Below are 25,516 nucleotides of genomic sequence, written 5' to 3'. Positions count from 1 at the left end.
TGATGCACACCGCCACTCAACAGCCCGACCACGTCGGGCCGATGCAGCGACTCAATACCCTCGCCGCTGAGGCACTCACGCAGTATCACGCGGAAATCAGTGCCGGCGGCGAGCCCGTGTATCCCGCATGGGTCGACGACCTCGCCGCCGTCGCTGATGCACTCAATCGCGCCGAGGTCGAGCGCTTGGACCGAATGCCGAGCGGGCGACAGCGGAAAGGAGCTCAGTCATGACCCGAGGCCGCTTCATTGTTTCGAACTGGACATTGCTGCTTTCCATCGTTGTTTGGATCGCCAACGCGGTGGTCGCCGTCACCACCAGAAATGCGGTGCACGCTTCTATCTCTGCCGTAGCCATGATCGGCACAAGCGCGCTTGCATGGCGAGCTTGGCAACAGCAAGTATCGGCCAGCCACCCGCCCACGGCCACTGCCCAACGGGTCGTTATCAATGCCGCGCCAGTGCAGCGCGACGATGACGGATACTGGAGTCATCCAAGCTTGCCCGAACTCGATGAAGGCGAGTCGGCAAAAGCCACCGCGTGGCTCGAAGGCGCGGGACTTGAGACGCATATCGCCTACTTGGAGGACGAAGCGATCGACCATCCCGCATACGCTCGATATTGGAGTGGCGACGGGGATCCGAACGTCAGCGATTGGGAGCCACCTCGACCCGAGGGGACTGGCTGGTTTGTGCTGTCGATCCATGACACCGAGGGCTGGGGGCCAATCTGCGCATGGGCGCGCCACAAGGAGGCGGCATGACCGACCACACCCCCCGTCGCCCGCCCGACCACAAGGACGGAGGCACAAATGGATGACCTGCACCTGGCCCTCAAGGGCGAGTACTTCGACGCCATCAAGGCCGGCACGAAGACCGAGGAATACCGGCTGTGCACTCCGTACTGGATGAAGCTGCTCGCCAGCCCGTTCGGCCTGTACGACCGGATCGTCCTGACCCGCGGCTACCCGCGCCGAGATGATCACGACCGCCGCCTGGTGCTGCCCTGGCAGGGCTACACCATCAAGACCATCACGCACCCGCACTTCGGCCCGGACCCGGTCACGGTCTACGCCATCGGCGTGCGCACCGACAACAAGGAGCAGTAATGGCACACGCAGCCCAACACCAAGCACCGGCCGCGGCGCCGAAGCTGATTTACCGCGTGCACGAAGCTACCCAGGCCCTGGGCGTGTCCGTCGCTACGATCTATCGCATGTGCGATCGTGGCGAGCTGGTCAAGGGGAATATCGGCAAGACCCGCTCGGTCGGCATCACTGCGGCATCGCTGAATGCTATGCTGGCGCGCATGGTGCCGTCAGACGATGACGACGAGGCCAGCACCCCTCAGATGGGTAGCTAAATGGGTAGCCAGGGGCAGAACCAATAATAAGAACGCCCCGCCAACCCGCATGAATAAAGGCTATAGCCTTTTATCCCCGAACAATACGACATCATCCTGGTCTGATTTCAGGAAATCCTGTCCGTGGTCCCGACGAATTCCAGGGGGCAATAAAAGCCCCCGTGGAACTGGGCCGCGATGGGATCCTCGGGGATGTTCTGAGCCAGGATTTCCGGGGCGAACACTTCGGAATCGTCCTGCGGCGCGTAGCCCAGGAATTTCGCGTTGGAATTGTCCCAGCGGTTGCGCAGGTTGTTCGACACCCCGTAGACCACCGTGAAATGGTAGGACGCATGCTCGACGCAGCGCGCTGCCAGTTGCGCCATGTCGCGGTGGCTGATCCAGGTCAACAGCTGGCGGGCCTCGCTCGGGCGGTCGGGCGTACGGAACGTCCCGATCCGCAGGCAGGCGACAGACATGCCGTACTTGTCGGCATACATCCGGCCCAGGCCCTCGCCGAACACCTTCGAGACGCCATACAGCGAGTCGGGCCGAGGCTGCACGGTGTCATCGAGGAATTTTTCCCGGCGGTGATAGCCGATAGCGTGATTCGAGCTGGCGAACACCACCCGGCGCACGTTCTGGCGCCGGGCCGCCTCGAATACGTTGTAGCAGCCCTCGATATTCATCGGCAGGATTTTTTCCCAGACATCGGCGCCGGGTATGCCGGCCAGATGGATGACGCAATCAATACCCTCCATGCAGCGTTCCAGGGACTCGATGTCCCGGACGTCCATCGTGCAGATTTCCTCGCCGGCTTGCGCCGGTTCCTGCGGCGCAATGTCCGCCAGGCGCAGCAGGGCATAGCGGCCGCGCAAGTGAGTACGCAGGCAAAGGCCGATGTTGCCGGCCGCTCCGGTAATCAGCACGCGCAGGTTTTCGGGTTGGTTGAAGGGTGTCATCAATCTGTCCAGTTTCTCTTGAGTATGAAAGCGCCGGGGCCGATGCCGTTTGCGCCGGTTACTGCTTCTGCTTGGCGGCGATCACGGCGTCGTAGAGCGCCTGCCCGTTGGGGGCTTCGCCGACGAGCTTTTTCACGACCGGCCGCGTGGCCTGCACCAGCGAATCGAGATTGCTGGGATAGACAATGGACACACCCCTTGCCTGCATCGTTTTCATACCCTCGTCGTAGACCTTCTTGTAATAGTCGCGCGCGTAGGCCATGGCCTCGTCCGCCGACTCCTTGATCATTTTCTGTTCCGCGGGCGAGAAGCGGTCCCAGCGGTCCTTGGACATGAGCAGCAGCGCCGGATGGATGTTCACGTGCGTCATGTTGAAGTACTTGGAGACTTCGATGAATTTATCCGAGACGAACTGGTCCGGCGTCGTCTCGCCGCCATCGAGCACTTTCTGTTGCAGGGCCAGATACAGCTCCGAGTACGCCATGGGAGTGGCTTGCGCCCCCAGGGCCTTGTAGCTTTCCACGTAACCCGGCGACTGGATGACGCGGATCTTCATGCCTTTCAGGTCTTCGGCCGAATTGACGGGCCGGTTGCCGAAGACGTTGCGTTCGATCGCCGAAAACCAGCCCAAGCCAACCAGGCCGTATTTGGGCAGGACTTCCATGAATTTGTCGCCGGCCGGCCCGTTGAGGATCTGATTGGCCTGCTCGACGCTGTCGAACAGGAACGGCGAATCAAAGACCAGGAATTCCTTGACGATGCCATTCAGTGTCGGCTGGCCCGTGATGACCAGGTCGGTAGCACCCGCTACCGCGCCCTGGATCATGGTCAGTTCGCCGCCCAGCTGCGAATGCGGGAACACGGAAATCGTGATCTTCCCGTTCGATTTCGCCTTCAGCACTTCGGCGAATTTCTGCGCTCCCACGTGAAAAGGGCTGTCCGTCGTGAGCGTATGCCCGACGTCCATGTTCAACGCGTGCGACGGCGCAGAAAACATGAGGGCGCTCAGGACGCCGGCGCCAAACATCTTCTTGAATAGCTTCACTTCCATCTCCTCGGTTTTCCAGCCGCCCGGAAGACACTGTCCTCGGGCAGCCGATCTAGTTTTTATAAGAAAAAGGTACTAATGGCGGGCACGTAAGAAATAATCAGGACGTCGAGCACCAGGACGGCGAGGAAGATGACCAGATACTTCGCCAACTGGTGCATTTTCAATTGGGCGACTTCACACACCACGAACAGGTTCACACCGACCGGAGGCGTCACCATGCCGACCGCCAGGTTGGTGATGACGATCATGCCGAAGTGGATGGGATCGATGCCGAAAGCCACGCTGATGGGCGCCAGGATGGGCACGATAATCAGGATCGCCGCCAGCGCCTCGATGAACATGCCGACCAGGAACAGCATGACGTTCACCAGCAACAGGAACACGATCGGATTAGTCGTCACCGAGCCGAGCATCGCAGCGACCTGCTGCGGCACCTGATTGATCGTCAGCAGGTAGGCGAACACGGCCGCGAACGCCACGATCAGCAGGATGATGGAGGACATCACCGCGGAGCGCGCGAAAATGCCGAGCAGATCCTTGACCGTAATTTCCTTGTAGACGAACAGCCCGAGCGCAAGCCCGTACAGCACGGCGATGCAGGAGGCCTCGGTCGCGGTAAACAAGCCGCCGTAGATCCCGCCCAGGATGATTACCGGCATCATCAGCGCCAGCGTCGCGTCCTTCAGGGCGACCAGCACACCCTTCAGCCATGCGGTGAAGCTCACCGCAGTGACTTCGTCAAAGCCCTGGAAACGGGCAACCAGGCAGACCGTGAGGATCAGCGACACGGTGATCAGCAGACCCGGCAGGATGCCCGCGAGAAACAGCGAGCCGACCGACACGTTCGCCGTCAGGGCATACACGATCATGGGAATCGAGGGCGGGATGATCGCCCCCAGCTCGCCGGAGGATGCGGCAATGGAAGCCGCGAACGACCTGGGGTAGCCCTTCTTTTCCATTTCCGGGATCAGCACGGAGCCGATCGCGGCGGTCGTTGCGGACGAGGAGCCGGAAACCGTCGCAAACAGCAGCGAGGTCAGCACCGCGACCGCGCCCAGCCCGCCGCGGATCCAGCCGACGAAGGCATTGGCCAGTTGCACCAGCCTGGCAGCGACGCCGCCCGAGGACATCAGATGCCCGGCCAGGATGAAGAATGGCACGGCCATCAGGCTGAACGAATCGAGCGACTGGAACGCCATCTGCGCCACGATCAGCAGCGAACGGTCGCCCGCCTGCAGGGCGAACGCGGCGGACATGCCCAGCGCGGTGACGATGGGCGCGCCGATTATCAGGATCGCCGTAAACGATAAAAACAGGACCGGGATCACAGCGCCCCTCCTTCACTATTTTGCATGGCGGCGGCGGCTCTTTCCGTCTCGCCGCCCTGCTGCGATGCTTCAACGCTCATCAATTCCTTGATGACGTGCGCGAAGGTATTCAGGCTCATCAGCACGCAACCGATGAACATGAACACATAGATGTACGCCATGGGCATTTCCATCGCGGGCGAGGTCTGCCTCATGCCGAGTTCGATCAATCTGATCGACTTCCAGGCCAGCAGCACGGCCAGCATCAAGGTCAGGATATGGGCAACAACACGCAGCCAGCGCGCGACCGACTCCGGCACCATGCCGATGAAGGCGTCGACGCCGATCAGGCGCAGGCGGTAAGTCGCGACCGCGCCGCCAATGAAGACGCTGCCGACCATCATGAAACGGCCCAGTTCTTCCGCCCAGGGCGTGGAAAATGGAATGCCGGTGTAGGTGTAAAGCAGCCGTACAAATACAGAAATTGAAATAGCCAGGACCATTCCTATAAGAAACAGTCCGGCGCACTTTTCAGCCGCAGCATTTATCGAATCCATTATTCGCTGCAGCGATTGAAGCCTCTGGTGTGAGGCACAATACCCGGCCATGCGGAGCCCTCCCTCTTTGTCTCATTTATTTATTTGCCGCCTTTTTGAGCCAGGCGTTCGATAGGAAATATACTCAGCGGCATGCGATTCGTAAAATTCAAATAACGGAACATTCTTTTCAAAAAAAACGATCGCCGAGCCCTCGCGCCTTGAACCGGAGTTTCGATAATGTTGAGTGATCTCAAGCAGTTACGCGCTTTCCTCACGATCGCGCGTTTAGGCAACTTCACCAGGACGGCTCACGAACTGAATATTTCCCAGTCGGCGCTGACCATACAGATCCAGCAGCTCGAGTCCCATCTGCGTACGCGGCTGTTCGACCGCAACCACCGCAGCGTCAGCCTGACGCCACGGGGCCAGGAGCTCTATCCGCGCATCGAGAAACTGGTGGCTGAAATCGAAGACCTGGTGACCCAGGCCCGCGACACCAGCGATCGTGAGCGCGGCACGGTGACCGTTGCCGTGCTGCCCTCCCTAGCCGCCGGCCTGTTGCCGCAAGCGATCCACAGGCTGAACCGCGACTACCCGCGGATCACCGTCTGCGTGCGGGACACCGTGGCCTCGCGCGTCAACGACATGACCCGCAGCGGCGAGGTCGATTTTGGGATCGGCAGTCCGATCAAGCGCGATCAGGAGCTGGTCTGGGAGGAACTGGTGACCGACCGCTTTTGCGCCTACATGGCGCATGACTATCCCTGGGCTGCGCCGGACACCGTGACGCTCAAGGATCTGGCCGAGCATCCGTTGATATTGCCGGTGCGGGAGAGCAGCATCCGCACGCACATCGAGGCGGCGGCCGACAAGTTGAAAATCTCGCTGCCGGCGGCCTATGAGGTCGTCTACAACTCGACCGTGCTGGCGATGGCGGCACAGGGACTGGGCGTCGCCATTCTTTCTGAATTGGCTGCCCGCGAAGGCGATACCAACCGCCTGCGTTGCGTTTCGATCAGCAGCCCGCCGTTATATCGGCACATCGGGATCCTGCGGCGCGCGGGCCGCTCGCTGTCGAGGTCCGCGGAACTGCTGACTGCGGCATTGCGGGAAATCGCCGTCCAGGAATAGCGGAAACACGGAAACGCGCGCGCACGCGTAACAGGTGGCGGACGCAACTTCACTTCATTATGTGTGAATTTTGTGTCTTAAAGATTCGATTGCAAACAATTCTGAAAGCGATGGCGGCAACGAGGACGACCCGATAAGCTGCGGGCGCCTTCAGGGTATACCCTGAAAATTTCTTTCTTTCGCTTTTAGGAGTTCGATGCGATGAAGTCCCTTTTCCGTCCGTTCCTGGTATTGGCCGCAGCGCTGCCGTTGATGCTGGCCGCTTGCGGCAACAAGGAACCCGAACAGCGTGCAGCGTTCACGCAGTTCCTGCAGACCCGCATCGTCGACAAGCCCGGCGTGCGCGTCCCGCAGTTGACGGATGAAGAGAAGAAGTCCTTCGGCGACTACGCCGCGCAATATGCGGTGATCACCGACTTCAATGCGGGCATGGATGCTTCGGTGAAGCCCTTGTCGGGCATCATGCAGAAGGGCTCCATGCGTTCGCTGAACGATATCGTGACGCGTCGCGACGACCTCAAGGCCGTGCAAGCCTCGCTCAATGAAATGGGCGTGGCGCTGAAGGAACAGCAGGCCAAGGCTGACGCCGCGCGCGCTCAGCTCAAGCAGCCGGAAGACCTGAAGGCGGTGTACGACAAGGCCTACGAGAAGACCGTGAGCCTGCCGGCCGACACCTTCCGCGACGTGCTGCCGCAGCTGAACGCGACCTTCGACAGCAGCCTGAAGATCGCCGATTACGTCGCCGCGCACGCCGCGCAGATCGATATTTCCGGACCCATCGTCAAGGTCCAGGATCCCGCCGTGCAGACCGAGCTGAACAAGCTGCTGCAGGACCTGAACGCGCAAGCCAAGAACGTGCAGCAGGCGCAAACGCGCATGCAGGCCGTCATGGTCGGCCGCTAAGCCACGCAGCGCTTAAAAAAAACCCCGCCGCGCGATGAGCGCGGCGGGGTTTTTTAATGCGGCGCAAGCTCAGGTCCCGGCCACTGCCACGCGATTGCGGCCGGACTCCTTGGCCTGGTAGACGGCCGCATCGGCCGCCTCTACCAGGCTGGCGACCGCGTCGTCGGCCTGCGGCACCGCCGTCGCGACCCCGACGCTGATGGTGACGATACCGGCGGCGGCGTCTGCATGCGGCACCTTCAGGGCGGCAACCGCCCGCCTGATGCCTTCCGCAATCTCCGCGGCGCGTTGGCGGCTGGTATTGGGCAGCAACACGACGAATTCCTCGCCGCCATAGCGCGCCGCCAGATCGCGGGGACGCCGGGCCTTTTTCTTGAGCACTCGCGCCAGCGCCGCCAGCAGTTGATCTCCCTGCTGATGGCCGTAGCGGTCGTTGTAGCGCTTGAAATGGTCGGCATCCAGGAACAGCAGCGACAGCGGCACGCGCTCTCGGCGCGCATTCTGCCATTCGCGTTCCAGCGCTTCGTCGAACGCGCGCCGGTTGGCCAGGCCAGTGAGCCCATCCGTGCGCGCCTGTATAGCCAGCTGCGTCTCGACCGCCTTGCGCAGGGTCATCTCGCGCCTGAACAGCACGATCAGCGCCACGACCGACAGCAGCAGCGCCGTGGTCACGGGGATGATGAAGAACGCGCGGCGGTCCCAGGGCTCCATCAGCTCATCCACGTCCATGGCCACGTCGATGATGAGCGGCGTATCCTCGATGCTGGCGAAGGTGTAGTAGCGGTTCACGCCGTCCGGCGACAGCTCCCCAACGAACGAGCCTTCGCGGCGGATCAGGAACTGCTGGAAATCCAGCGCCATGCCGATGTCGCTGCCCAGGTCGCTCCGGGAATATGGGGCGCGCAGCAGCACCAGACCGTCGTTGCGGAAGACGCTGATCTCGTCGCGCTCGCCGATCGACAGCTCGGCAAAGCGGTCGCGGAAATACGCCAGGCGCAGCGAACCGCCCACCACGCCGGCGAAGCTGCCGTCCGGATTGGAAAGGCGCTGGCTGACGGCGATGCTCTCGTCGCCACCGCGCAGGCGGCTGCGATAGGGCTTGCTGACATACATGCCGACGTCATCGGCATCGCGGTGCACCTGGAAGAAATCCCGGTCGGCGAAACTCACATCCGGCGTGTCCAGGTCCCCGGAGTGGTAACGGATATCGCCGTTCTTATCCAGCACCACGACGGCGCCCAGGTATTCGGCGGTGGATGGCCGGTCGAACAGGAAACGGCGCTGGGTTTCAGGAGCCAGCTGAGCCAGGCCCGGTTCGCGCAGGCGTTCGGCCATGCCCTGTAGCGACAGGTCGTAGACATGCAGGGTGCGGCTGATGTCCGCGGAAAGCACGCCGGTAATGTTGCGCGCCGAAGCGTGGGCGGCCTCCCAGGTGGCGCGGCGGTCGATCCAGAGCAGCGCGACCGCGGCCGCGCAGATGCCGATTGCGACGAGCACCCCCAACGCATACAGGGCGCGTTGCACAAACCCGCGAGACTTCAATACGGCGCTCCTACGCCGGGGACGTCCGGGGGACGCGGATCACTCCGGCAGAGATTTACGCCGCAGATGATGCCGCCGCCGGACATGCCGCGCAAGATCCGCCCCTAAAAAAACCCGAGCAACGCCCGCATGGCGCCTTCTGCGCGACGGCTTCCTCAAGTCGCCGCGACCGCCGCAATGCGGAAGGGAAAGGCCTTGGCGCCTCTGGCCCTGCCGGCTTCGCGGTGCGCGCCGATGGACCATGCCGGGCCCGCTTCGCCCGTATGCGACACCAACTGGCGCATCGAGCCCGCCGAAAATCCGCAGCGCAGGGTCCGGGCCTGCCGCCGGGCCAGTTCTACTCCAACAGCGTGCGGCGTCGTGGAAATCCGATCCGATTGCAGCATGGCAGCCCCCTGGCAAATGCTCGTCGTGGATGAAGAGTCAGTGCGGATAAATCTACCTCAGCCGCCAGCGCCTGCGCATGACATGATGCGAAAAGTAATGCAACGATGTGGAAATAGTCGGTTACGCGATCGGGCTGGCCGCCCTCTCGGTTTCCCGGTCGGGCTGGTCGTTGCGGCCGTCCGGGGCGCTGGTCATATTGCCGTAAAGCAACGAGCGGCCGGCGAACAGGCCGCCCGCCACCTCCAGGTCAAAACGCTCGGTGTCGCGCCGGCGCACATCCTGCACCACCTCGGCGGCTTCATCAGGAGGCACTCCGATCACGCGCAGCGCGGCCTCGCCGAAGGCCAGCGCCGACTCCAGGGTTTCGCGCACCTGATAGTCGACCCCTTCCTTGGCCAGCGCCAACGAATGGATGCGGTCATAGGCGCGCACCACCACCCGCACCAGCGGGAATTCGGCCTTGATCAGCTTGACCATGTGGTTGACCGCCTTCGGATCGTCGATGCAGATCAGGATGGCGCAGGCATTTTCCGCGCCAGCGGTGCGCAGCATGTCGATGCGCGTGCCGTCGCCGTAATAGACCTTGACGCCCCATTTGGCCGCTGCCCGGATCGCGTCGGTGTCGGTATCCAGGATGGAGACCGTCAGGTCGCGGGCCAGCATCGCCTGGGTCACGATCTGGCCGAAACGGCCAAAGCCCACGATGAGCGCACAGCCCTCCAGATCCTTGGCCACATCCACGTCTTCCATTGAGGGCTGCGGCTTGGGCAGGAGCCAGCGCAACGCCAGCACGCACAAGGGCGTGAGCGCCATGGAAATGATGACGACCGCAGCCAGCACGGCGCCGGTGTGGGCATCGAAGATGCCGGCGGCGGCGGCCGCCCCGTACAGCACGAAGGCGAATTCACCGCCCTGCGCCAACAGGGCCGCGCGCGTCATGGCCTCGGCGTGGGTCGCGCGCAGCACTCGCGCCACCACGTACACGCCCACCGATTTCACCAGCATGAACACCACCACCGCGGCCAGGATCAGCGGCCATTCGCGCGCCACCGCCGACAGGTCCAGCGACATGCCCACGCCCAGGAAGAACAGGCCCAGCAATATGCCGCGGAACGGCTCGACTTCGGCTTCCAACTGATGGCGGAAGGTGGACTCGGACAGCAGCACGCCCGCGAGGAAAGCGCCCATCGCCATGGACAGGCCGCCCAGTTCCATCAGCAGCGCCGCGCCCAGCACCACCAGCAATGCGGCGGCCGTCATGACCTCGCGCGCATGTGCGGCGGCCAATAACCGGAACAGCGGATTGAGCAGCCAGCGGCCGGCGGCCAGCAATGCGAGGATGCAGGCCACCGCGATGGCCGACTGAATCCACGGATCGCCACGGCTGGAAGTGTCGGCCGGCGCCAGCAGGGTGGCCAGGGCCAGCAGCGGCACGATGGCCAGGTCTTCCAGCAGCAGGATCGAGACGATGCGCTGGCCCTGCGCACTGGCGGTGTCGCCGCGCTCGCCCAGTATCTGCATGACGATGGCCGTGGACGACAGCACGAAGCCCATCGCGGCCATGAAAGCCGCCGGGCCCGACAGCCCCGCCAGCAGGCCCACCGCCGTCAGCAGCCCGCCGCAGGCCAGCACCTGCGCGACGCCCAGGCCGAAGATCTCGCCGCGCAGCTTCCACAACCGGGAGGGCTGCATTTCCAGGCCGATGATGAACAGGAACATCACCACGCCCAATTCGGCTACGTGCAGGATGGATTTGGGATCGGAGAACAAGCCGAGGCCGAAGGGCCCGATCACCAGGCCGGCGGCCAGGTATCCCAGGACGGACCCCAACCCCAGGCGCTTGAACAGCGGAACCGCGACGACCGCAGCCCCCAGCAGGACGACGACATTGACTAGCTGATTGCCTTCGGCAGGCAGGGACATGGGACGCTCCAGATGCACGGCGGACCAAAGCGCCTCGGGGCGCCGCTCCGCCCGCAGCGGGCGGGAGCCGGGCCTGCCGGCAGGCCCGGCTCCATTTTCCGGCAATCCGGGCGCTTGGCAATCCGGAAATGCGACAGGAACGAACAACCGCCCGGGACAGGCGGTTGACCGGATCAATCGTCGCGGAATTGCATCTTGTAGAGCGAGGCGTACAGGCCGTTGGCGGCCAGCAGCTCGGCGTGCGGGCCTTGCTCGACGATCTTGCCGGCATCCAGCACGATGATGCGGTCGGCGTTCTGCACGGTGGACAGGCGGTGGGCGATGACCAGCGTGGTCCGGCCCTTCATCAGGCGCTCCAGCGAGGCCTGGACCTGACGCTCGGATTCGTTGTCGAGTGCGGAAGTGGCTTCGTCCAGGATCAGGATGGGCGCGTTCTTGATCAGCGCGCGGGCGATCGCCAGGCGCTGGCGCTGGCCGCCGGACAGGCGGGCGGCGTTTTCGCCCACCGGCGTATTGAGCCCTTGCGGCAAGCCTTCGACGAACTCCAGCAGATTGGCGGCCGCCAGCGCATCGCGCACCTTCTGTTCGCTCGACTTGCCCAGCGCGCCGTAGCCGACGTTGGCTGCGATGGTGTCGTCGAACAGCACCACGTCCTGACTCACCAGCGACAGGTGCGAGCGCAGGCTGCGCAGCGTCAGCTCGTCGATCGGCGTGTCGTCCACCAGGATGGAGCCGCTATCGGCCAGCACGAATCGCGGCAGCATGTTGACCAGAGTGGTCTTGCCGCTGCCCGAGCGTCCTACCAGGGCCACGGTCTGGCCGGGTTCCACTGTGAAGGAAATGCCATTGACGGTATCGCGGTCGGCATCGGGGAACCGGTGCGAGACGCTGCGGAATTCCACCTTGCCGCGCACGGGCTCGGCCAGTTCCTTGGTGCCGGTATCGTTTTCGGGTACCTGGTCGATCAGCGTGAACACGCTTTCGGCCGACACCAGCATCTTCTGCATGCGGGCGGCGACGTTGGTCAGGCGCTTGATGGGGTCGAAAATCTGGGCAAGCGCCGCCATGAAGGACGCGAAGCTGCCCACGGTCAAGGCGCCGTGGTTGGCCTGGCTGAGCGCCACGGCGATGACCGCGCCCACCGAGATGGAAATGCAGACCTGGGTCAGCGGCGTCAGGGCGGCGTCCGCCGTGGCCGTGCGCATGGCGAAGCGGCGCAGGCGGCGGCTGACGAAATCGAAACGGCCGCGTTCGACTTCATAGCCGTCGAACAGCTTGATGACGCGCTGGCCGTCGATGCCTTCGCCGACCACGCGGGTCAGTTCGGCGTTCATGTTGACGGTTTCGCGATTGATGCGGCGCAGGCGCTTGATGAAGAAGCGCGAGATCAGCACCGACACCGGCAGCATGATCAGGATGATCAGCGTCAGCACCCAGGACATGTACAGCAGCACGCAGATCAGCGCGACGACGACCAGGGTTTCGCGCACCAGCACGGTGATGACGTCGGTGGCGTAGCCGGTGACGTTGCCGGCATCGATGGTGAAGCGATTGAGCAGGCGGCCGGTGTCGCCCTGCTTGAAGTCGGCGTCGGGCAGGCCCAGAAGGCGCTCGAACATATCCTTGCGCATGCCCAGCAGGACGTTGTTGGCGACCCAGGCCAGCAGGTAATCGCTGAAGAAGTTGCAGATGCCGCGCAGCAGGATCAGGCCGACCACCGCCAGCGGCAACGCCCAGACGTAGTATGGCTTGGCGCCCGAAAAGCCGCCGTCCAGCAAGGGCTTCATGATGACTGCCAGGACGGGCTGCGTGGCGGCCGCGCCGGCCATCAGCAGGACGGCAAGCAACAATCCCTTCCAGTAGGAGCCCACGCGGCTGTAGATCCGACTCCAGAGTTCGGCTTTGACAGGTTGGGAACTCGCGGGCGCGTTGCGTGCGGCAGAATTCAAAGGAATCACTCGCTTTTATACAATTGTGGCCAGAATTGTACCGGCTGCGCGACAAGTCGCCGCCCGGGCCATGTCCCCTTCAGCCTTAACGCGCCCAGCGCCCTTCCATGTCCGATATCAGCTGCTTGTACGTCCGGTTACCCAATTGGGTGGGCGATGTTTGCATGAGCCTGCCCAGCCTGCGCGCCTTGCACGCCAGCGGCCTGCCCCTGGTGATCTGCGCCCGCCCCTGGGCCCGCGACCTGCTGGACGGCGTGGCCAAGCAGGATTTCATCCCCATGCGCGGCAAGGTCGGCCCGGACCGGGCCGCGGTCAGCGCCCACCGGCGCAGCCTGGGCGCCCAGGGGCGCCGCGCCCGCGGATTGCTGCTACCGGACTCGCTGTCCAGCGCGCTGGTATTCCGGCTGGCCGGACTGCCGTCGGCCGGCTATCGCGACGACGGGCGCAGCTTCCTGTTGCGCTGGCCCTTCGCCAAACCCAGCGACACGCTGCATGCGGTCCAGTCCTGGCATCACCTGACCCGCGAAGCCCTGACCCGCTGGGGCCTGCCCAGCGGCCCGGCCGAACCCGGTCCGACCCTGGACCTGCCACTGACGTCCGCCCACCAGAGCGCCGCCGCTCTGGCGCTGGAAGCCGCCGGGCTGGCAGGCCAACGTTTCGTGCTGATCGCGCCGACGGCCACGGGCCTGCACAAGGGCAAGATCAAGGTGTGGCCGGGATTCGATACACTAACCCGGGCCTTGCAGGCCCGCGGTCATACCGTGGTAATGTGCCCTCCTCCGGCCGAAACCGAGGAGGCGCGGCGCAATGCCCCTACGGCGCTGCTGCTGCCTCCCCTGTCCCTGGGCGCATTCGCAGCGTTGACGGCGCGGGCGGCGCTGGTGATTTGTAACGATTCTGGTGTCTCGCACGTCGCCGCAGCCGCCAACGCCAGCGAACTGACGCTGTTCGGCGTCACGCGTCCGGGACGCACCGGCCCGTGGTCGCCACGCGCCGTCTGCGTAGGCACGGAGCATGCATGGCCGTCCGGCGAGGAGGTGGAACAGCAAGCCCGCCTCCTGCTGGACGAGACGTAGTAATCAGGATTTTTTTCAAGATGCCCTTGTCCAGCTATCTCACAAATCTGATCATTCCTTACAACTTGAGCCTGACCCTGGTAGCCATCGGACTGGTGTTGGGTCTGTTCCGGTTCCGCAAGACCGGCGGTTCGCTCATCGTCGCCGGTCTTTTGTGGTCGCTGGCCTGGTCTCTACCCGCGACGTCGATCTGGGCCGGCGGCGCGTTGGAACACCGTTATCCGCATCTGCCGCCAGCCGAATCCCCGACCGCCGACGCCATCGTGGTGCTGGGCGGCAACACCGCCAACGGGCGCGCCAACTGGTTCCTGCCGTATGACAAGGAAACCGCCGTGGTCCGGATCGACACGGCGGCGCAGCTTTATCTGGCCGGACGCGCTCCCAAGGTGCTGCTGTCGGGCGGCGCGCTGGAAGGCGACGTCAGCGAAGCCCGCGGCATGGCGCACGCCATCCGGCAGCAGGGCGTGCCGGACACGGCGCTCATCCTGGAAAACTCCAGCCGCACCACGTATGAGAACGCGGCCTTGACCGAGGATCAACTCAAGGCGCGCGGCATCGGCAAGGTGCTGCTGGTGACTTCCGCGTTGCATATGCCGCGCGCGATGGCGGCCTTTTCCAAGCAGGGCGTGGAGGCGATAGCCGCCCCCGCGCCACCGCAGATCGTGGAGCCCGCCGACGGCTCCGTGCCCCTGTGGATCCCGAATCAGCGGGCCTATGACGCCAGCCGTTCCATCCTCAAGGAATACGCCGGCCTGTTCATCTATTGGCTGCGCGGATGGGTCTGAATCCGCAGGCGCCCGCCGCGCTGGAGTGCCGGCCCGGCTGCGGCGCCTGTTGCATCGCGCCGTCAATCACCCGGCCTATACCCGGCATGCCGCAGGGCAAACCCGCTGGCGTACCCTGTATCCAGCTGCTGCCTGACATGCGCTGCGCGATTTTCGGCCAGCCGTCGCGCCCGGATTTCTGCGGCGGGCTGCAGCCTCAGGCCGAGATGTGCGGCGCCGACCGCGACCACGCGATCCACTGGCTGGGTGAACTCGAACAGGCGACGGCGCCCGGCCATTGAGCCGGGCCACGCGCCAGCTCGACCCAGCTCTCAGCTGCGTTCTTGCAGCACCTGGCGGTACAGCGCCTCGTAGCGCGCCGCCACCGTTTCCCAGCTTTGCTCGCGCGCGATCTCAAGGCCGCGTTCGGCCAGTGCCGCCCGCAACACGGGTTCGGAGCCCAGCCGTTCCAGCGCCTGCGCCAGTTGGGCGCCGTCGCGCGGATCCTGCAGGATGAGCGCGTCCTTGCCCGCCGACAGGTACTGCGCGAAGCCGCAGTAAGCGGGCGAACTCACCACGACCGGCAGTCCGTGCGACATGGCTTCCAGCGGCGCCATGCCGTAGCTGTCGTTCAGCGTCGGATGCGCGTAGATGTCGGCGGCGCTGAAGTAGCGGGCGACGTCGGGCGTGGGATCGATCAGGGTGACGCGGCTGGCGATGGCGCCTGCCGCGCGCACGCGTTCGCGGGTAGGTTCGTCCGCGCCCACGACCAGCAGCCGGTACTGCGGCGGCAGTTGCGCCAGCGCGTCCAATAGCGCCGGCAATCCCTTGCGCAAGGGATTGCGGGCGACCAGCAGACAGCCGATGGTATCCGCGCCCCAGCCCAGGCTGGCTCGGGTGGCCTCGCGGCCTTCCATTTGCGCCGCGGTCGGCAGCTTGACCCCGGGCGCGATGATGTCCACCGGCAGCTGCGGACCGTAGCTGCGGTGCAGCTGGTCCATGATCAGTCCTGACACCGCCACCACGCGCCTTGCGGGCGCCTGGCGCACGCGCAGCTTTTCCAGCAGCAGATAGGTGGCCAGCCGTGGGGAGAGCCAAGCGGTCAGGCGCTGCAACGGCTTGACGCGGGTCAGCCGGTTATAGCGCACCGGCGTCACGTGCATGACCTGGATTTCGCCGGCCCAGCCATTCATGTGGGAATGCACGATGTCATAGCGGCCGCGGGTCAGCCGGTCGGCGCGCCAGGCGAAGTACAGCACGCGCATCCAGCTGGGCAGCCAGCCAGGAAAACGCACGGGCAGGAAGGGAAACGGCAGGTCGCTGTCGAAGTCGCGCGCCACGATGGATACGTCATGGCGCTGTCCGAGCACCCGCATCAGTTCCACGCCATAGGCTTCGGCGCCGCCAAAGCGATTGCCGAAGCGGTCGACCAGCAGCGCGATGCGCAGCCGCCGTTCAACCGCGCCGGCGGGAGTCTTCATACCGGGTCAGGCACTTCTGCAGGAAGCGGATGATGTTGGTGGAGCGCGACACAGTGACCCGCGGCAGCCCGTAGGGATCATCCGAGGCCGCGGCCAGGCCGCGCTGGGTCAGCGTGGCGTTGTCGTAGCCGGCTTCGCGCGCCATGGCGCGGTGTTCGGGACCGTGGTCGCCATAGGGATAGCAGAAGGCGGTGACCGGCGCCCCCAGCGCCTGTTCCAGCTCGTCCTTGGACTGGACGATCTGGCGGCGGGCCTCGTCGGGCGACATCTGGGGCAGGTGCACATGGTCCAGCGTGTGCGAGCCGACTTCGTGGCCGGCCTGCGCCCATTCCCGCATTTCGTTCACGGTCATCAACGCCGAAAACGGAATACCCTTTTCCAGATCCCACACATTGCCGCCGTCGAACTGGTGCGCCACGAAATAGTTGGTGGCGGTAAAACCCAGTTCGTTCAGCACCGGCATGGCGTTGTGGTGCACGTTGCGATAGCCGTCGTCGAACGTAATGCCGAATACCTTGCCCTGGCGTTCGCCACGGACATAGGGCATGACGTCGCGCATGGACAGGCCGCGATAGCCCAGCCTGCGCATCCAGCGCATCTGCCGGGCAAAGCTGTCGGGGTGCACCGTCAGCCCGCGAAACGGCGTGCCCTTGGGATTGGGCTCGCCGATCTGGTGGTACATGAGTATGGGGATAGACATAGGGACAGATTATAAAGCCCGGTCTTATCCCAGCGCGCGTCGATATACGTCCAGTGTGGCGGCGGCGAAACGTTCCAGATTGAAGTCCCGCAGGCTGGTTTCCCGTGCCTGGGCGCCCATGGCGCGCACGGCATCGGGATGGTCCAGCATGAAACGCAGTTTGGCCGTGATGGCGGGCACGTCGCGCGCGGGCACGATCCAGCCGTCGACGCCATCGGTGACGTTCTCGGGCAGTCCGCCCGCGTCGCTGACCAGGGCGGGCAATCCCAAACCCATGATCTCGCGGCAGGCGAACGACAGGGCTTCGCGGTAGGACAGCACGAAACCCGCATGGCAGGACGCCAGCGCCGCCCGTACGTCATCGAGCAGACCGGGGAAACGGACCTGGTCGATCATGCCCAACTCGCGCACCCGGGCAAGCTTGGCCTCGTTGGGCGGATCGCCCGCCACCATCAGCAGCACGCGCTTGCGGTCCTCCGGCGGCAAGGCGGCGACCGCTGCCACCAGGTCCAGCCAGCCCTTGTCGTAGTCGGTGCCTCCCGCGCTGCCCAGCAGCAGCTTGCCCTGCCAGTCGGGCCCGAAGAAGATGGCGCGCAGCTTGTCCAGGCTTTCCGGCGGCGGCGGCGCGAAAAAATTGGTGTCGATGCCGTGGCGGATGGTGGTGATGGGACGCTTGCCATACGGCGATTGCTGCATCAGGCCATGGACGTAGTCGCTGACCGCGATGGCATGGTCGGTGGCCAGCGCCACCCGCAACTTGTGGCCGAGGCTCGCCAGCGGATGGTCGTTGTGCTTGGTGAAGACGATGCGCGGGCGGCGGCGCATGCCCAGCGTGGCCAGCATGACCTGCTTGTGGTCGGCCGAACCGTTGGCGTGGATGATGTCGAAACCGCCGGCCTTGATCAGCCGGCGCAACTGCGCGCGGTCCTTGAACCAGGACGAAGGCCGCGTGGTGTATTGCATGTCCTCCACCATCACGCCCGGAATCGCCTTGGCGTAGCGGTACAGGCGGCTGGTGGCCGGCGCCGCGATCGTGATCTGGTGGTCCTTGGACAGGGCCTTGGCCAGATTGATGATGTAGGTGACGTGTCCGCCGCCGTTGCCGCCGTGGAAGTTGGTGTAGAGGATCTTCACTTCTTCTTCTCGGCCAGGAACATCAGCTTCGAATAGCGGAAGAAGCTGCCGGCCGAGGCGACGACGGCCAGCACCAGGCCGTGCTTGCCGTCCAGGAAGCCGCGCCGGATCAGGTAGATCCGCACAAAGGTCCAGAAGCCATGGCCCAGCGCGCCGAAGACCGAGGTGCGCCGGCCCTTGGCGTACATCATGGCGGCGGCATCGGACGAATAGCGGTTGACCTTGGTGATCAGCGCATCCAGGTTGTCGTAGGGATAGTGGTGGAAATAGCCGCGCATCTGCAGCGGCTTGCCGTTGGCCGGCACCACCCGTTCATGCACGGCCACGTCGTTGAACCGCGCCGTGCCGCGCTTGAACAGGCGCAGCACGTAATCGGGCCACCAGCCGCTGTGACGGATGTCGCGGCCGCAGAAATTCGACAGGCGCGCGATCTCGTAGGCGTCGGCGCGCGGCGCGCGCAGCGCTTCCTGGATTTCCTGGGCCAGTTCCGGCGTGACGCGCTCGTCGGCGTCGATGGACAGCACCCAGTCGCCCGTGGCCAGATCCAGCGCGCGGTTCTTCTGCGGCCCGAAGCCGGGCCAGTCCGGGGTGACTTCCACCCTCGCGCCCAGGGCGCGCGCGACTTCGACGGTGCCGTCGGTGCTGCCCGAGTCCACCACGATGAATTCATCGGCGAACGCCACGGACTTGAGGCAGGCGGCGATGTTGGCCGCCTCGTTCTTGGTGATGATGATGACAGATAGCTTCATCCGCGATTCCTGAGACGCTTTTTCCAGGCTTTCCAGGCATGAAAGCGCGGCCCCCAGAAGGGATCGCGCGACAGCCAGATGCGCCGGTTCAGCCAGGAGCCGCCCTGGTTGCGCACCGCGAAACGATAGATGTGTTCGGGGTCCGCGCCGGGGGTGTTCTGGCCGAAAGGGTCGGTAGTGTACAAGTGCCGGAACCCGGCGGCCCGCGCCGCGGCCACGTAGTCCGCGTCGAAATAGCCTTGCGGCCAGCAGAGGTGGTCGCTGACCGAGCCGAGGCGGCTTGTCAGCGTCTCGCGGGAATCCTGCAATTCCTGGGCGATGCGGGCGCGCTTGGCGTCGACGTCCGTGCCGCAGACCTTGTCCCAGCGGGTATGGGTATGCGTGTGGGAATGGAATTCGAACGTGCCTGCCGCCTGCATGGCCTCGATCTCGCTCCAGCGCAACATGGCCTCGTCGGTCCGGCCTGCCGCCACCAGTTGCTTGCAAGCGTCGTGGTCGGGCGTGGCGGGCAAGGGGACGCCCTGGCCCGCATGCGGGCGCACCGGCCCGTCGCCGATCCAGCCGGTGATCGTGAACAGCACCGCGCGCATGCCGTGGCGCGCCAGCACCGGGTGCGCATGCACCCAGTTGTTCAGGTAGCCGTCGTCGAAGGTGATCAGCACCGAGCGTTCGGGCGCGGCGCCGCCGGCGAGGTAGGCCGCGAACTGATCGGCCGACAAGGACTGGTAGCCGGCGCGGGCCAGGCGCGAGATCTGCGCCTCGAACACATCGGGCGTGGCGGCGATCATGCCGCCGGCCGGCGTGACGTGGTGATACATCAGCACCGGAACGTTGGGTGCATTCATCCCGCGCGCTCCGCCAGCCATTTGGCATAGACGGCTTCGGTGGTTTCCGCCAGGCGGGCGGGCGAGAACACGCCCTCGTCCCAGACCATCTTGCGGCCGGCCTCGCCCATGCTCCGCCGCAAACCGGCGTCGTCAATCAGGCGCACCAGGGCGGCGGTGAGCGCCTCGGGGTTCTTGGGCGGCACCAGGATGCCGGTTTCGCCGTCGCGGAACATTTCCGACACGCCGCCCACGTCCGTGCCGATGACGGGCAGGCCGCTGGCCTGCGCCTCGACGTAGACGGTGCCGGACGCTTCCTGCTGCGTGGCCAGCGCGAAGAGATCGAAGCCGGCCAGCAGGTTGGGCACGTCGCGCCGCATGCCCATCAGATGGATGCGGTCCTGCAGGCCCAGTTCGGCCACATAGGCCTGGGTCTGCTCGAACACCGGCGAACCGCCGCCGACGAACACCAGGTGCAGCTTGGGCCGGCTGGCCATCAGCGGCGCGATCGCGTCGATCAGGTCCTTGTGGCCCTTGGTGGCGCGCATGACGGCCACGCAGCCGACCACGATGTCGTCATCGGCCAGGCCGAGTTCTTCGCGCAACGTGGAGCGTTCCACGGGCGGCGGCAGCACGATGGGGGAATAGACGGTGGCTACCTTGCCAGCAGGCACGCCGCGGTCGATGAGGTGTTGGCGCACATGATCACTGACCGTCGTGACCCTGTGCGGCAGACAGGTGTAGGACCATAGCGACCCTACCTTGTTGGACAGGTGCCGGGTCCGCACGATGAGCGGCGTCCCCGCCAGACGGCCGGCGGCGGCCGCGATGACCGTGTCGCGCCGGCTGTGGGTATTGAGCACGTCGAAGCGCCCTTCGCGCAGGATGCCACGGATGGTGGCGATGCCCTTCAGGTAATTCACCGCGCCATCCATTTCCAGGGTGTGCACGGGAAAACCGGCATCCGACAGGCGTTCAGCCAAGAGCGCCTTGGGTTGGCAGATGGCTTCCATGTGATGGCCGCGCGCGCGCATGGCGGTCATCTCCTTGAAAATCCGGCCTTCCTGGCCGCCAAAGCTGGTTGCGGCTTCCGAGTGAACGATACGCATCGGCATCAATAGGTGACCTCCACGCCATCCGGCTTGGTCCATTCATTCAGGTTGGCGAGCAGCGTGTCGGCCATGCGGACGCGCCACTCCTCGCCCAGGCGGACCGTGCACAGGAAATTATTCTTGGTATAGACGATATCGACCGGCACGCCGGGAATGCCGTTTTCGGGTTCGGCCCGGAACGGATTCAGCATCTGCCTCAGGCGCGCCGCGTCGGCGCTGCCATTGAGCTTGACGCGCAGGGACTTGGCCCGGGCTTCGCGCGCCAGCTGCAGGTCGTAGAGCTGTTCCGCGACGATGCGCATGCCGCCGGAGTAGTCGTCATTGCTGACCTTGCCCTGGACGATGACGAGCTGGTCCTCGCGCAGGCGGTTGCGGTGCTTTTCGTAGAGCTCGTTGAAGACCGAGATTTCCACCTGCGCGGTGCCGTCGTCCAGCACCGCGAAAACCATCTTGCCGCGGCGGGTCATCATGACGCGCACGCTGGCCAGCACGCCGCACATCCATTGCAGGTCGCGCTGCGGCTCGACCCGCACCAGCTGCATGGGCACGATGCGGCGCACTTCGTCGCGCCAAGCGTCGAACAGGTGGCCGCTGTAGTAATAGCCCAGCGCGGACTTTTCTTCCGTCAGCTTCTTGTGCAGGTCCCAAGGTGCGACCTTGGCCAGTTCGCCCGCCACTACGTCGCCGCTGTCGTCGCCGAAGAGCGAGGCCTGGTTGGCGCTGCGGGCCGCCTGCTCGGCGGCTTCCATGGCTGTGGGCACCGAAGCCAGCATCGCGGCCCGGTTGGGCTCGATGGTGTCGAAGGCGCCGGCCTTGATCAGGGCTTCGATGGTGCGCCGGTTGACGGCGTGCTTATTGACGCGGCGGCAGAAGTCGAACAGGTTCTGGAACGGGCCGGCTTCCTTGCGCGCGCGCAGGATTTCCTCGACCGCGCCCTGCCCCGTGCCTTTGACGGCGCCCAGGCCATAGCGCATGGTGCGCGGCGGCCTGCCTTTTTCAGTGTGCTTGTCGGCGACCGGCTCGAAGCGGTAGCCCGAGAAATTGACGTCAGGCGGCAGCACTTCGACGCCGTTGTCCTGGGCGTCGCGGCAGAAGATCTGGACCTTGTCGGTGTCGTCCATGTCCGAGGACATGGTCGCGGCCAGGAACTCGGTCGGATGGTAGGCCTTGAGCCAGGCCGTCTGATACGAGATCAGCGCGTACGCAGCCGAGTGCGACTTGTTGAAGCCGTAGCCCGCGAACTTCTCCATCAGGTCGAACAGCTTGACCGCCAGGTCCGGATCGTGGCCCTTTTCCTTGGCGCCCTGCTCGAACAATTCGCGATGCTTGGCCATTTCCTCGGGCTTTTTCTTGCCCATGGCGCGCCGCAGCAGGTCGGCGCCGCCCAGCGAGTAGCCCCCGATGATCTGCGAGATCAGCATCACCTGTTCCTGGTAGACGATGACCCCGTAGGTGCTCTTGAGGGTGTTCTCCAGGTCGTCGTGGAAATAATCCACTGCAGCGCGGCCGTGCTTGCGGTTGACGAAGTCGTCCACCATGCCCGATTCCAGCGGCCCCGGTCGATACAGGGCCAGCATGGCGATGATGTCTTCGAAGGTGTTGGGCCGCAGCTTCTTCAGCAGTTCCTTCATGCCGCGCGATTCCAGCTGGAACACGGCGGTCGTGTTGGCGTCGCACAGGATCTTGTAGGCGGCCGGATCGTCCAGCGCCAGGGCCATGACGTCGAAGTCGCGCTTGTCCTCGTTGAACTGGCGCACGTAGCGCACGGCCCAATCCAGGATGGTCAGGTTGCGCAGGCCCAGGAAGTCGAACTTCACCAGGCCGGCGGCCTCGACGTCGTCCTTGTCGAACTGCGAAACCGCGCTGTTTTCCTGGCCGGGCTGGCAATACAGCGGGCAGAAGTCAGTGAGCTTGCCCGGCGCGATGAGCACGCCGCCGGCGTGCATGCCGATGTTGCGGGTCAGGCCTTCCAGCGGCTGCGCCAGGTCCACCAGCGCGCGCACTTCCTCTTCCTGCTCGTAGCGGTCCTTGAAGGCGGGCTCGTCCTTCAGGGTGCGTTCGAGCGACCAGGGATCCATCGGATTGAACGGGATCAGCTTGGACAGGCCGTCGCAGAACATGTACGGCATGTCCAGCACCCGGCCGGCGTCGCGCACCACGGCCTTGGCGCCCAGCGTGCCGAAGGTCGCGATCTGGCTCACGGCGGCTCGGCCGTACTTTTCCTTGACGTAGTCGATGACCCGTTCGCGGTTGTCCTGGCAGAAGTCGATATCGAAGTCGGGCATGGAGACCCGCTCGGGATTCAGGAAGCGCTCGAACAGCAAGTCGTAGCGGATCGGATCCAGGTCGGTAATGCCCAGGGCATAGGCCACCAGCGAGCCCGCGCCTGAACCCCGGCCCGGACCCACCGGCACGCCGTTGTTCTTACCCCAGTTGATGAAGTCTTGCACGATCAGGAAGTAGCCGGGGAAGCCCATCTGGATGATGGTCTTGCATTCCCAGCGCAGGCGTTCGTAGTACTGCTCGCGCTTGGACTGGCGTTCGGCCTCGTCCGGGAACAGGAACGCCATGCGCTTTTCCAGGCCCTCTTCCGACAGCTGGACCAGGTAGTCGTCCAGGCTCACGCCGTCCGGCGTGGGGAAATTGGGCAGGCGCGGCTTGCCCAGCACCAGGCTGAGGTTGCAGCGTTTGGCGATTTCCACCGTGTTGGCCAGCGCCGAGGGCACGTCGGCGAAGCGCCGCGCCATTTCCTCGGAGCTGAGCAGGTATTGCTCCTTGCTGAACCGGCGCACGCGGCGCGGGTTGGCCAGGATTTCGCCTTCGGCGATGCAGACGCGGGCCTCATGCGCCTGGAATTCGAATTCGTCCAGGAATTGCACCGGATGCGTCGCCACCACCGGCAGGCCGGCCTCGCTCGCCAGGCGCATGGCGGCCTGGGTGTAGGCTTCGTCGCCGTCCATGCCGGCGCGCTGCAACTCGATGTAGTAGCTGCCCGGGAACAGGTGCGCCCACTGGCGCGCCAGCGCCAGCGCCGACACGGCATTGCCCGCGTCCAGCGCCTGGCCCACGTCGCCGCCGCGCCCGCCCGACAGGGCAATCAGGCCCTCCTGCCCCTGCAGCCATTCGCGGCGGATTTCGGCGCGGCCCTTGCCCTGGTTCGTCAGGAAGGCTTTGGTCAGCAGTTCGCAAAGATTGAGGTAGCCCTGGTGGTTGCGCACCAGCAGCAGCAAGCGGAAAGGCTTGGCGGGGTCGTCGTCGTTGGACAGCCAGACATCGCAGCCGGCAATCGGCTTGATGCCGGCGCCGCGCGCGCCCTTGTAGAACTTGATCAGGCCGAACAGGTTCGACAGATCCGTCAAGGCGACGGCGGGCTGGCCCAGCTTGGCCACGCGCTTGATGAGGTCGGGGATGCGCACGATGCCGTCCACGACCGAAAATTCGGAGTGTACGCGCAGGTGAACAAATGGGGACGGGGTCGTTACGGCTTCTTCGGACATAAAGGGAATTGTACCTAGTCAATGCGGTCCAAGCCGAGGCCTGTGCGCTCGCGCAAAGGACTACGCAAGCGCCTGTGTAACAATACACGTTGCACGTCATCTTCCATTGTTGACATGAGATTTACGCACGAGATTCACCTATGAAATGGCTAATTCCCGGGATCTGGCTGAGCGCCATCCTGTTTGCGCACTTCCGCGGCCGCGTCAAGCTGCCGCTGGGCCGCCAATTGCTGGACCATTCCGTACTGCTAGCCCCCGTCAACGCCTTCATGGTGCTGACCTCGCGGGTTCCCACCACGCCCTACCTGACGACCAGCGAAATCGCCGAACTCAAGGTGCTGGACGACAACTGGGAAACGATCCGCGAAGAAGCCCAACAGATGGCCGAGCTGCGCCGCATCAAGGCCGCCGACACTCATAACGACATCGGCTTCAATTCTTTCTTCAAGTACGGCTGGAAGCGTTTCTACCTGAAGTGGTACGACGCGCGCCACCCGTCCGCCGAAGAACTCTGCCCCAAGACCGTCGCCATCCTGAAGACCCTGCCCAAGGTCAAGGCCGCGATGTTCGCCGAACTGCCGCCGGGCGGCCAGTTGAACCCGCACCGCGACCCGTTCGCCGGGTCCCTGCGCTACCACCTGGGCCTGGTCACCCCGAACGACGACGGCTGCCACATCATCGTCGACGGCGAACACTACAGCTGGCGCGACGGCGAAAGCGTGGTTTTTGACGAAACCTACGTGCACGAAGCCTACAACCACACCGACCAGAACCGCATCATCCTGTTCTGCGACGTCGAACGCCCGCTGAAGTGGCGCTGGGCCGAAGCCTTCAACCGCTGGTTCGGCCGCGTCGTCATGTCCGCCGCCAGCTCGCCCAACGACGGCGGCGACCAGACCGGCGCCATCAACAAGCTGACCCACGCCCACTGGGTCATCGACCAGAAGCGCAAGGCCTTCAAGGCCTGGAACCGCAATGTCTACAAGGCCACCAAGTACGGCCTGATCGCCCTGGTGGTCGTGGGCTTCCTGGCCCTGTAAGAAAAGGCGCCCGGACATCCGGGCGCCCCCCGTCAGCCAGATCGCGCAAGCGCCCACCGCCACAACGCAAGACACCGCGTATGCCCTGTCTCTTATACACATCT

24 protein-coding genes are annotated in these 25,516 nt (G+C 64.7%); 10 read left to right on the top strand and 14 right to left on the bottom strand.

The features are described 5' to 3' along the window. Positions 1-2: 2 nt before the first annotated feature. From DXK93_RS01520 to DXK93_RS01505, 4 genes are read left to right on the top strand one after another with little or no spacing between them, the layout of a single operon-like run. The gene (locus DXK93_RS01520) at positions 3-233 is read left to right on the top strand and encodes a hypothetical protein (RefSeq protein ID WP_119449153.1); all 231 of its coding nucleotides are present in this window, start codon (positions 3-5) and stop codon (positions 231-233) included. Then, positions 230-763 carry a hypothetical protein gene (locus tag DXK93_RS32235; protein WP_233564483.1) on the top strand — a complete coding sequence of 178 codons (534 nt, stop codon included), beginning with the start codon at positions 230-232 and terminating at the stop codon, positions 761-763. Before DXK93_RS01520 ends, DXK93_RS32235 begins: the two co-directional genes overlap by 4 nt. 48 nt (positions 764-811) lie before the next feature. Further along, positions 812-1,108: an ASCH domain-containing protein gene (locus DXK93_RS01510; protein ID WP_119449152.1), complete on the top strand. Its 297-nt coding sequence runs from the start codon at positions 812-814 to the stop codon at positions 1,106-1,108. Further along, positions 1,108-1,362, top strand: a complete 255-nt coding sequence (locus tag DXK93_RS01505) for a helix-turn-helix domain-containing protein (protein ID WP_119449151.1) — start codon at positions 1,108-1,110, stop codon at positions 1,360-1,362. The genes DXK93_RS01510 and DXK93_RS01505 overlap by 1 nt, the downstream gene beginning before the upstream one ends. Before the next feature lie 107 nt (positions 1,363-1,469). Here DXK93_RS01505 and DXK93_RS01500 read toward each other — a convergent pair whose 3' ends face one another. From DXK93_RS01500 to DXK93_RS01485, 4 genes are read right to left on the bottom strand one after another with little or no spacing between them, the layout of a single operon-like run. Next, positions 1,470-2,303, bottom strand: a complete 834-nt coding sequence (locus tag DXK93_RS01500; RefSeq protein WP_054451190.1) for an NAD(P)-dependent oxidoreductase — start codon at positions 2,301-2,303, stop codon at positions 1,470-1,472. 58 nt (positions 2,304-2,361) lie between these two features. Further along, a complete protein-coding gene (locus DXK93_RS01495; RefSeq protein ID WP_119449150.1) occupies positions 2,362-3,354 on the bottom strand; it encodes a TRAP transporter substrate-binding protein in 993 nt (330 codons plus the stop codon). 56 nt (positions 3,355-3,410) lie between these two features. Beyond that, complete coding sequence (locus DXK93_RS01490; protein ID WP_082400714.1) at positions 3,411-4,682, bottom strand: TRAP transporter large permease; 1,272 nt, start codon at positions 4,680-4,682, stop codon at positions 3,411-3,413. Further along, entirely contained in the window at positions 4,679-5,218 is a 540-nt protein-coding gene (locus DXK93_RS01485) for a TRAP transporter small permease (RefSeq protein WP_225589142.1), read from the bottom strand. Before DXK93_RS01485 ends, DXK93_RS01490 begins: the two co-directional genes overlap by 4 nt. Before the next feature lie 219 nt (positions 5,219-5,437). Between DXK93_RS01485 and DXK93_RS01480 the strand changes: the two genes are divergently transcribed. Together DXK93_RS01480 and DXK93_RS01475 are read left to right on the top strand one after the other, a co-directional pair. After that, a complete protein-coding gene (locus DXK93_RS01480; RefSeq protein ID WP_119449149.1) occupies positions 5,438-6,331 on the top strand; it encodes a LysR family transcriptional regulator in 894 nt (297 codons plus the stop codon). Between the two features lie 201 nt (positions 6,332-6,532). Next, positions 6,533-7,234: a DUF3053 domain-containing protein gene (locus tag DXK93_RS01475; protein ID WP_119449148.1), complete on the top strand. Its 702-nt coding sequence runs from the start codon at positions 6,533-6,535 to the stop codon at positions 7,232-7,234. A 69-nt stretch (positions 7,235-7,303) separates the two neighbouring features. Here DXK93_RS01475 and DXK93_RS01470 read toward each other — a convergent pair whose 3' ends face one another. The 3 genes from DXK93_RS01470 to msbA form a co-directional block, all read right to left on the bottom strand. Next, positions 7,304-8,776 carry a sensor domain-containing diguanylate cyclase gene (locus DXK93_RS01470; protein WP_199728264.1) on the bottom strand — a complete coding sequence of 491 codons (1,473 nt, stop codon included), beginning with the start codon at positions 8,774-8,776 and terminating at the stop codon, positions 7,304-7,306. Between the two features lie 507 nt (positions 8,777-9,283). Continuing rightward, positions 9,284-11,086, bottom strand: coding sequence for a monovalent cation:proton antiporter-2 (CPA2) family protein (locus DXK93_RS01460; protein WP_119449145.1), 1,803 nt, complete (start codon positions 11,084-11,086; stop codon positions 9,284-9,286). A gap of 173 nt (positions 11,087-11,259) precedes the next feature. Further along, a complete protein-coding gene (gene msbA, locus DXK93_RS01455) occupies positions 11,260-13,035 on the bottom strand; it encodes a lipid A export permease/ATP-binding protein MsbA (RefSeq protein WP_054451341.1) in 1,776 nt (591 codons plus the stop codon). A gap of 107 nt (positions 13,036-13,142) precedes the next feature. On the opposite strand from msbA, the gene DXK93_RS01450 reads away from it, so the two are divergent. Genes DXK93_RS01450 through DXK93_RS01440 form a run of 3 tightly spaced genes read left to right on the top strand, consistent with a single transcriptional unit; the run spans position 13,143 to position 15,177 of the window. Beyond that, on the top strand, positions 13,143-14,111 hold the full coding sequence (locus tag DXK93_RS01450; RefSeq protein ID WP_119449144.1) for a glycosyltransferase family 9 protein: 969 nt from the start codon (positions 13,143-13,145) through the stop codon (positions 14,109-14,111). Between the two features lie 20 nt (positions 14,112-14,131). Then, on the top strand, positions 14,132-14,896 hold the full coding sequence (locus DXK93_RS01445; RefSeq protein WP_054451181.1) for a YdcF family protein: 765 nt from the start codon (positions 14,132-14,134) through the stop codon (positions 14,894-14,896). After that, a complete protein-coding gene (locus DXK93_RS01440; protein WP_119449143.1) occupies positions 14,887-15,177 on the top strand; it encodes a YkgJ family cysteine cluster protein in 291 nt (96 codons plus the stop codon). The genes DXK93_RS01445 and DXK93_RS01440 overlap by 10 nt, the downstream gene beginning before the upstream one ends. Before the next feature lie 30 nt (positions 15,178-15,207). Here the strand turns inward: DXK93_RS01440 and DXK93_RS01435 are convergent, their stop codons facing one another. From DXK93_RS01435 to dnaE, 7 genes are read right to left on the bottom strand one after another with little or no spacing between them, the layout of a single operon-like run. After that, positions 15,208-16,356 carry a glycosyltransferase family 4 protein gene (locus DXK93_RS01435; protein WP_054451179.1) on the bottom strand — a complete coding sequence of 383 codons (1,149 nt, stop codon included), beginning with the start codon at positions 16,354-16,356 and terminating at the stop codon, positions 15,208-15,210. Then, positions 16,331-17,056, bottom strand: coding sequence for a polysaccharide deacetylase family protein (locus tag DXK93_RS01430; RefSeq protein ID WP_119449142.1), 726 nt, complete (start codon positions 17,054-17,056; stop codon positions 16,331-16,333). Before DXK93_RS01430 ends, DXK93_RS01435 begins: the two co-directional genes overlap by 26 nt. Before the next feature lie 24 nt (positions 17,057-17,080). After that, positions 17,081-18,190, bottom strand: a complete 1,110-nt coding sequence (locus tag DXK93_RS01425) for a glycosyltransferase family 4 protein (RefSeq protein ID WP_119449141.1) — start codon at positions 18,188-18,190, stop codon at positions 17,081-17,083. Then, positions 18,187-18,939 (bottom strand): glycosyltransferase family 2 protein, encoded by a 753-nt coding sequence (locus DXK93_RS01420; protein WP_054451176.1) that lies wholly within the window; start codon positions 18,937-18,939, stop codon positions 18,187-18,189. The genes DXK93_RS01425 and DXK93_RS01420 overlap by 4 nt, the downstream gene beginning before the upstream one ends. After that, a complete protein-coding gene (locus DXK93_RS01415; RefSeq protein WP_119449140.1) occupies positions 18,936-19,784 on the bottom strand; it encodes a polysaccharide deacetylase family protein in 849 nt (282 codons plus the stop codon). Before DXK93_RS01415 ends, DXK93_RS01420 begins: the two co-directional genes overlap by 4 nt. After that, positions 19,781-20,881: a glycosyltransferase family 4 protein gene (locus DXK93_RS01410; protein WP_054451174.1), complete on the bottom strand. Its 1,101-nt coding sequence runs from the start codon at positions 20,879-20,881 to the stop codon at positions 19,781-19,783. The genes DXK93_RS01415 and DXK93_RS01410 overlap by 4 nt, the downstream gene beginning before the upstream one ends. After that, positions 20,878-24,372, bottom strand: a complete 3,495-nt coding sequence (gene dnaE, locus DXK93_RS01405) for a DNA polymerase III subunit alpha (RefSeq protein WP_054451173.1) — start codon at positions 24,370-24,372, stop codon at positions 20,878-20,880. Before dnaE ends, DXK93_RS01410 begins: the two co-directional genes overlap by 4 nt. 140 nt (positions 24,373-24,512) lie before the next feature. On the opposite strand from dnaE, the gene lpxO reads away from it, so the two are divergent. Then, a complete protein-coding gene (gene lpxO, locus DXK93_RS01400) occupies positions 24,513-25,412 on the top strand; it encodes a lipid A hydroxylase LpxO (protein ID WP_054451172.1) in 900 nt (299 codons plus the stop codon). Positions 25,413-25,516 lie beyond the last annotated feature (104 nt).

It is taken from the genome of Achromobacter sp. K91 (assembly GCF_003576205.1).
GTDB classification, from domain to species: Bacteria; Pseudomonadota; Gammaproteobacteria; order Burkholderiales; family Burkholderiaceae_B; genus Achromobacter; species Achromobacter aegrifaciens.
This window is presented reverse-complemented; position numbering and strand designations above follow the sequence as displayed.

Excerpts from the sequence above, each read along its gene's own strand:
- DXK93_RS01480 (WP_119449149.1), top strand. The coding sequence starts at position 5,438 with ATGTTGAGTGATCTCAAGCAGTTACGCGCTTTCCTCACGATCGCGCGT.
- dnaE (WP_054451173.1), bottom strand. The coding sequence starts at position 24,372 with ATGTCCGAAGAAGCCGTAACGACCCCGTCCCCATTTGTTCACCTGCGC.
- DXK93_RS32235 (WP_233564483.1), top strand. The coding sequence starts at position 230 with ATGACCCGAGGCCGCTTCATTGTTTCGAACTGGACATTGCTGCTTTCC.
- DXK93_RS01485 (WP_225589142.1), bottom strand. The coding sequence starts at position 5,218 with ATGGATTCGATAAATGCTGCGGCTGAAAAGTGCGCCGGACTGTTTCTT.
- DXK93_RS01445 (WP_054451181.1), top strand. The coding sequence starts at position 14,132 with ATGCCCTTGTCCAGCTATCTCACAAATCTGATCATTCCTTACAACTTG.
- DXK93_RS01460 (WP_119449145.1), bottom strand. The coding sequence starts at position 11,086 with ATGTCCCTGCCTGCCGAAGGCAATCAGCTAGTCAATGTCGTCGTCCTG.
- DXK93_RS01505 (WP_119449151.1), top strand. The coding sequence starts at position 1,108 with ATGGCACACGCAGCCCAACACCAAGCACCGGCCGCGGCGCCGAAGCTG.
- lpxO (WP_054451172.1), top strand. The coding sequence starts at position 24,513 with ATGAAATGGCTAATTCCCGGGATCTGGCTGAGCGCCATCCTGTTTGCG.
- DXK93_RS01415 (WP_119449140.1), bottom strand. The coding sequence starts at position 19,784 with ATGAATGCACCCAACGTTCCGGTGCTGATGTATCACCACGTCACGCCG.
- DXK93_RS01495 (WP_119449150.1), bottom strand. The coding sequence starts at position 3,354 with ATGGAAGTGAAGCTATTCAAGAAGATGTTTGGCGCCGGCGTCCTGAGC.
- DXK93_RS01475 (WP_119449148.1), top strand. The coding sequence starts at position 6,533 with ATGAAGTCCCTTTTCCGTCCGTTCCTGGTATTGGCCGCAGCGCTGCCG.
- DXK93_RS01450 (WP_119449144.1), top strand. The coding sequence starts at position 13,143 with ATGTCCGATATCAGCTGCTTGTACGTCCGGTTACCCAATTGGGTGGGC.
- DXK93_RS01430 (WP_119449142.1), bottom strand. The coding sequence starts at position 17,056 with ATGTCTATCCCCATACTCATGTACCACCAGATCGGCGAGCCCAATCCC.
- DXK93_RS01500 (WP_054451190.1), bottom strand. The coding sequence starts at position 2,303 with ATGACACCCTTCAACCAACCCGAAAACCTGCGCGTGCTGATTACCGGA.
- DXK93_RS01435 (WP_054451179.1), bottom strand. The coding sequence starts at position 16,356 with ATGAAGACTCCCGCCGGCGCGGTTGAACGGCGGCTGCGCATCGCGCTG.
- DXK93_RS01520 (WP_119449153.1), top strand. The coding sequence starts at position 3 with ATGCACACCGCCACTCAACAGCCCGACCACGTCGGGCCGATGCAGCGA.
- DXK93_RS01510 (WP_119449152.1), top strand. The coding sequence starts at position 812 with ATGGATGACCTGCACCTGGCCCTCAAGGGCGAGTACTTCGACGCCATC.
- DXK93_RS01440 (WP_119449143.1), top strand. The coding sequence starts at position 14,887 with ATGGGTCTGAATCCGCAGGCGCCCGCCGCGCTGGAGTGCCGGCCCGGC.
- DXK93_RS01420 (WP_054451176.1), bottom strand. The coding sequence starts at position 18,939 with ATGAAGCTATCTGTCATCATCATCACCAAGAACGAGGCGGCCAACATC.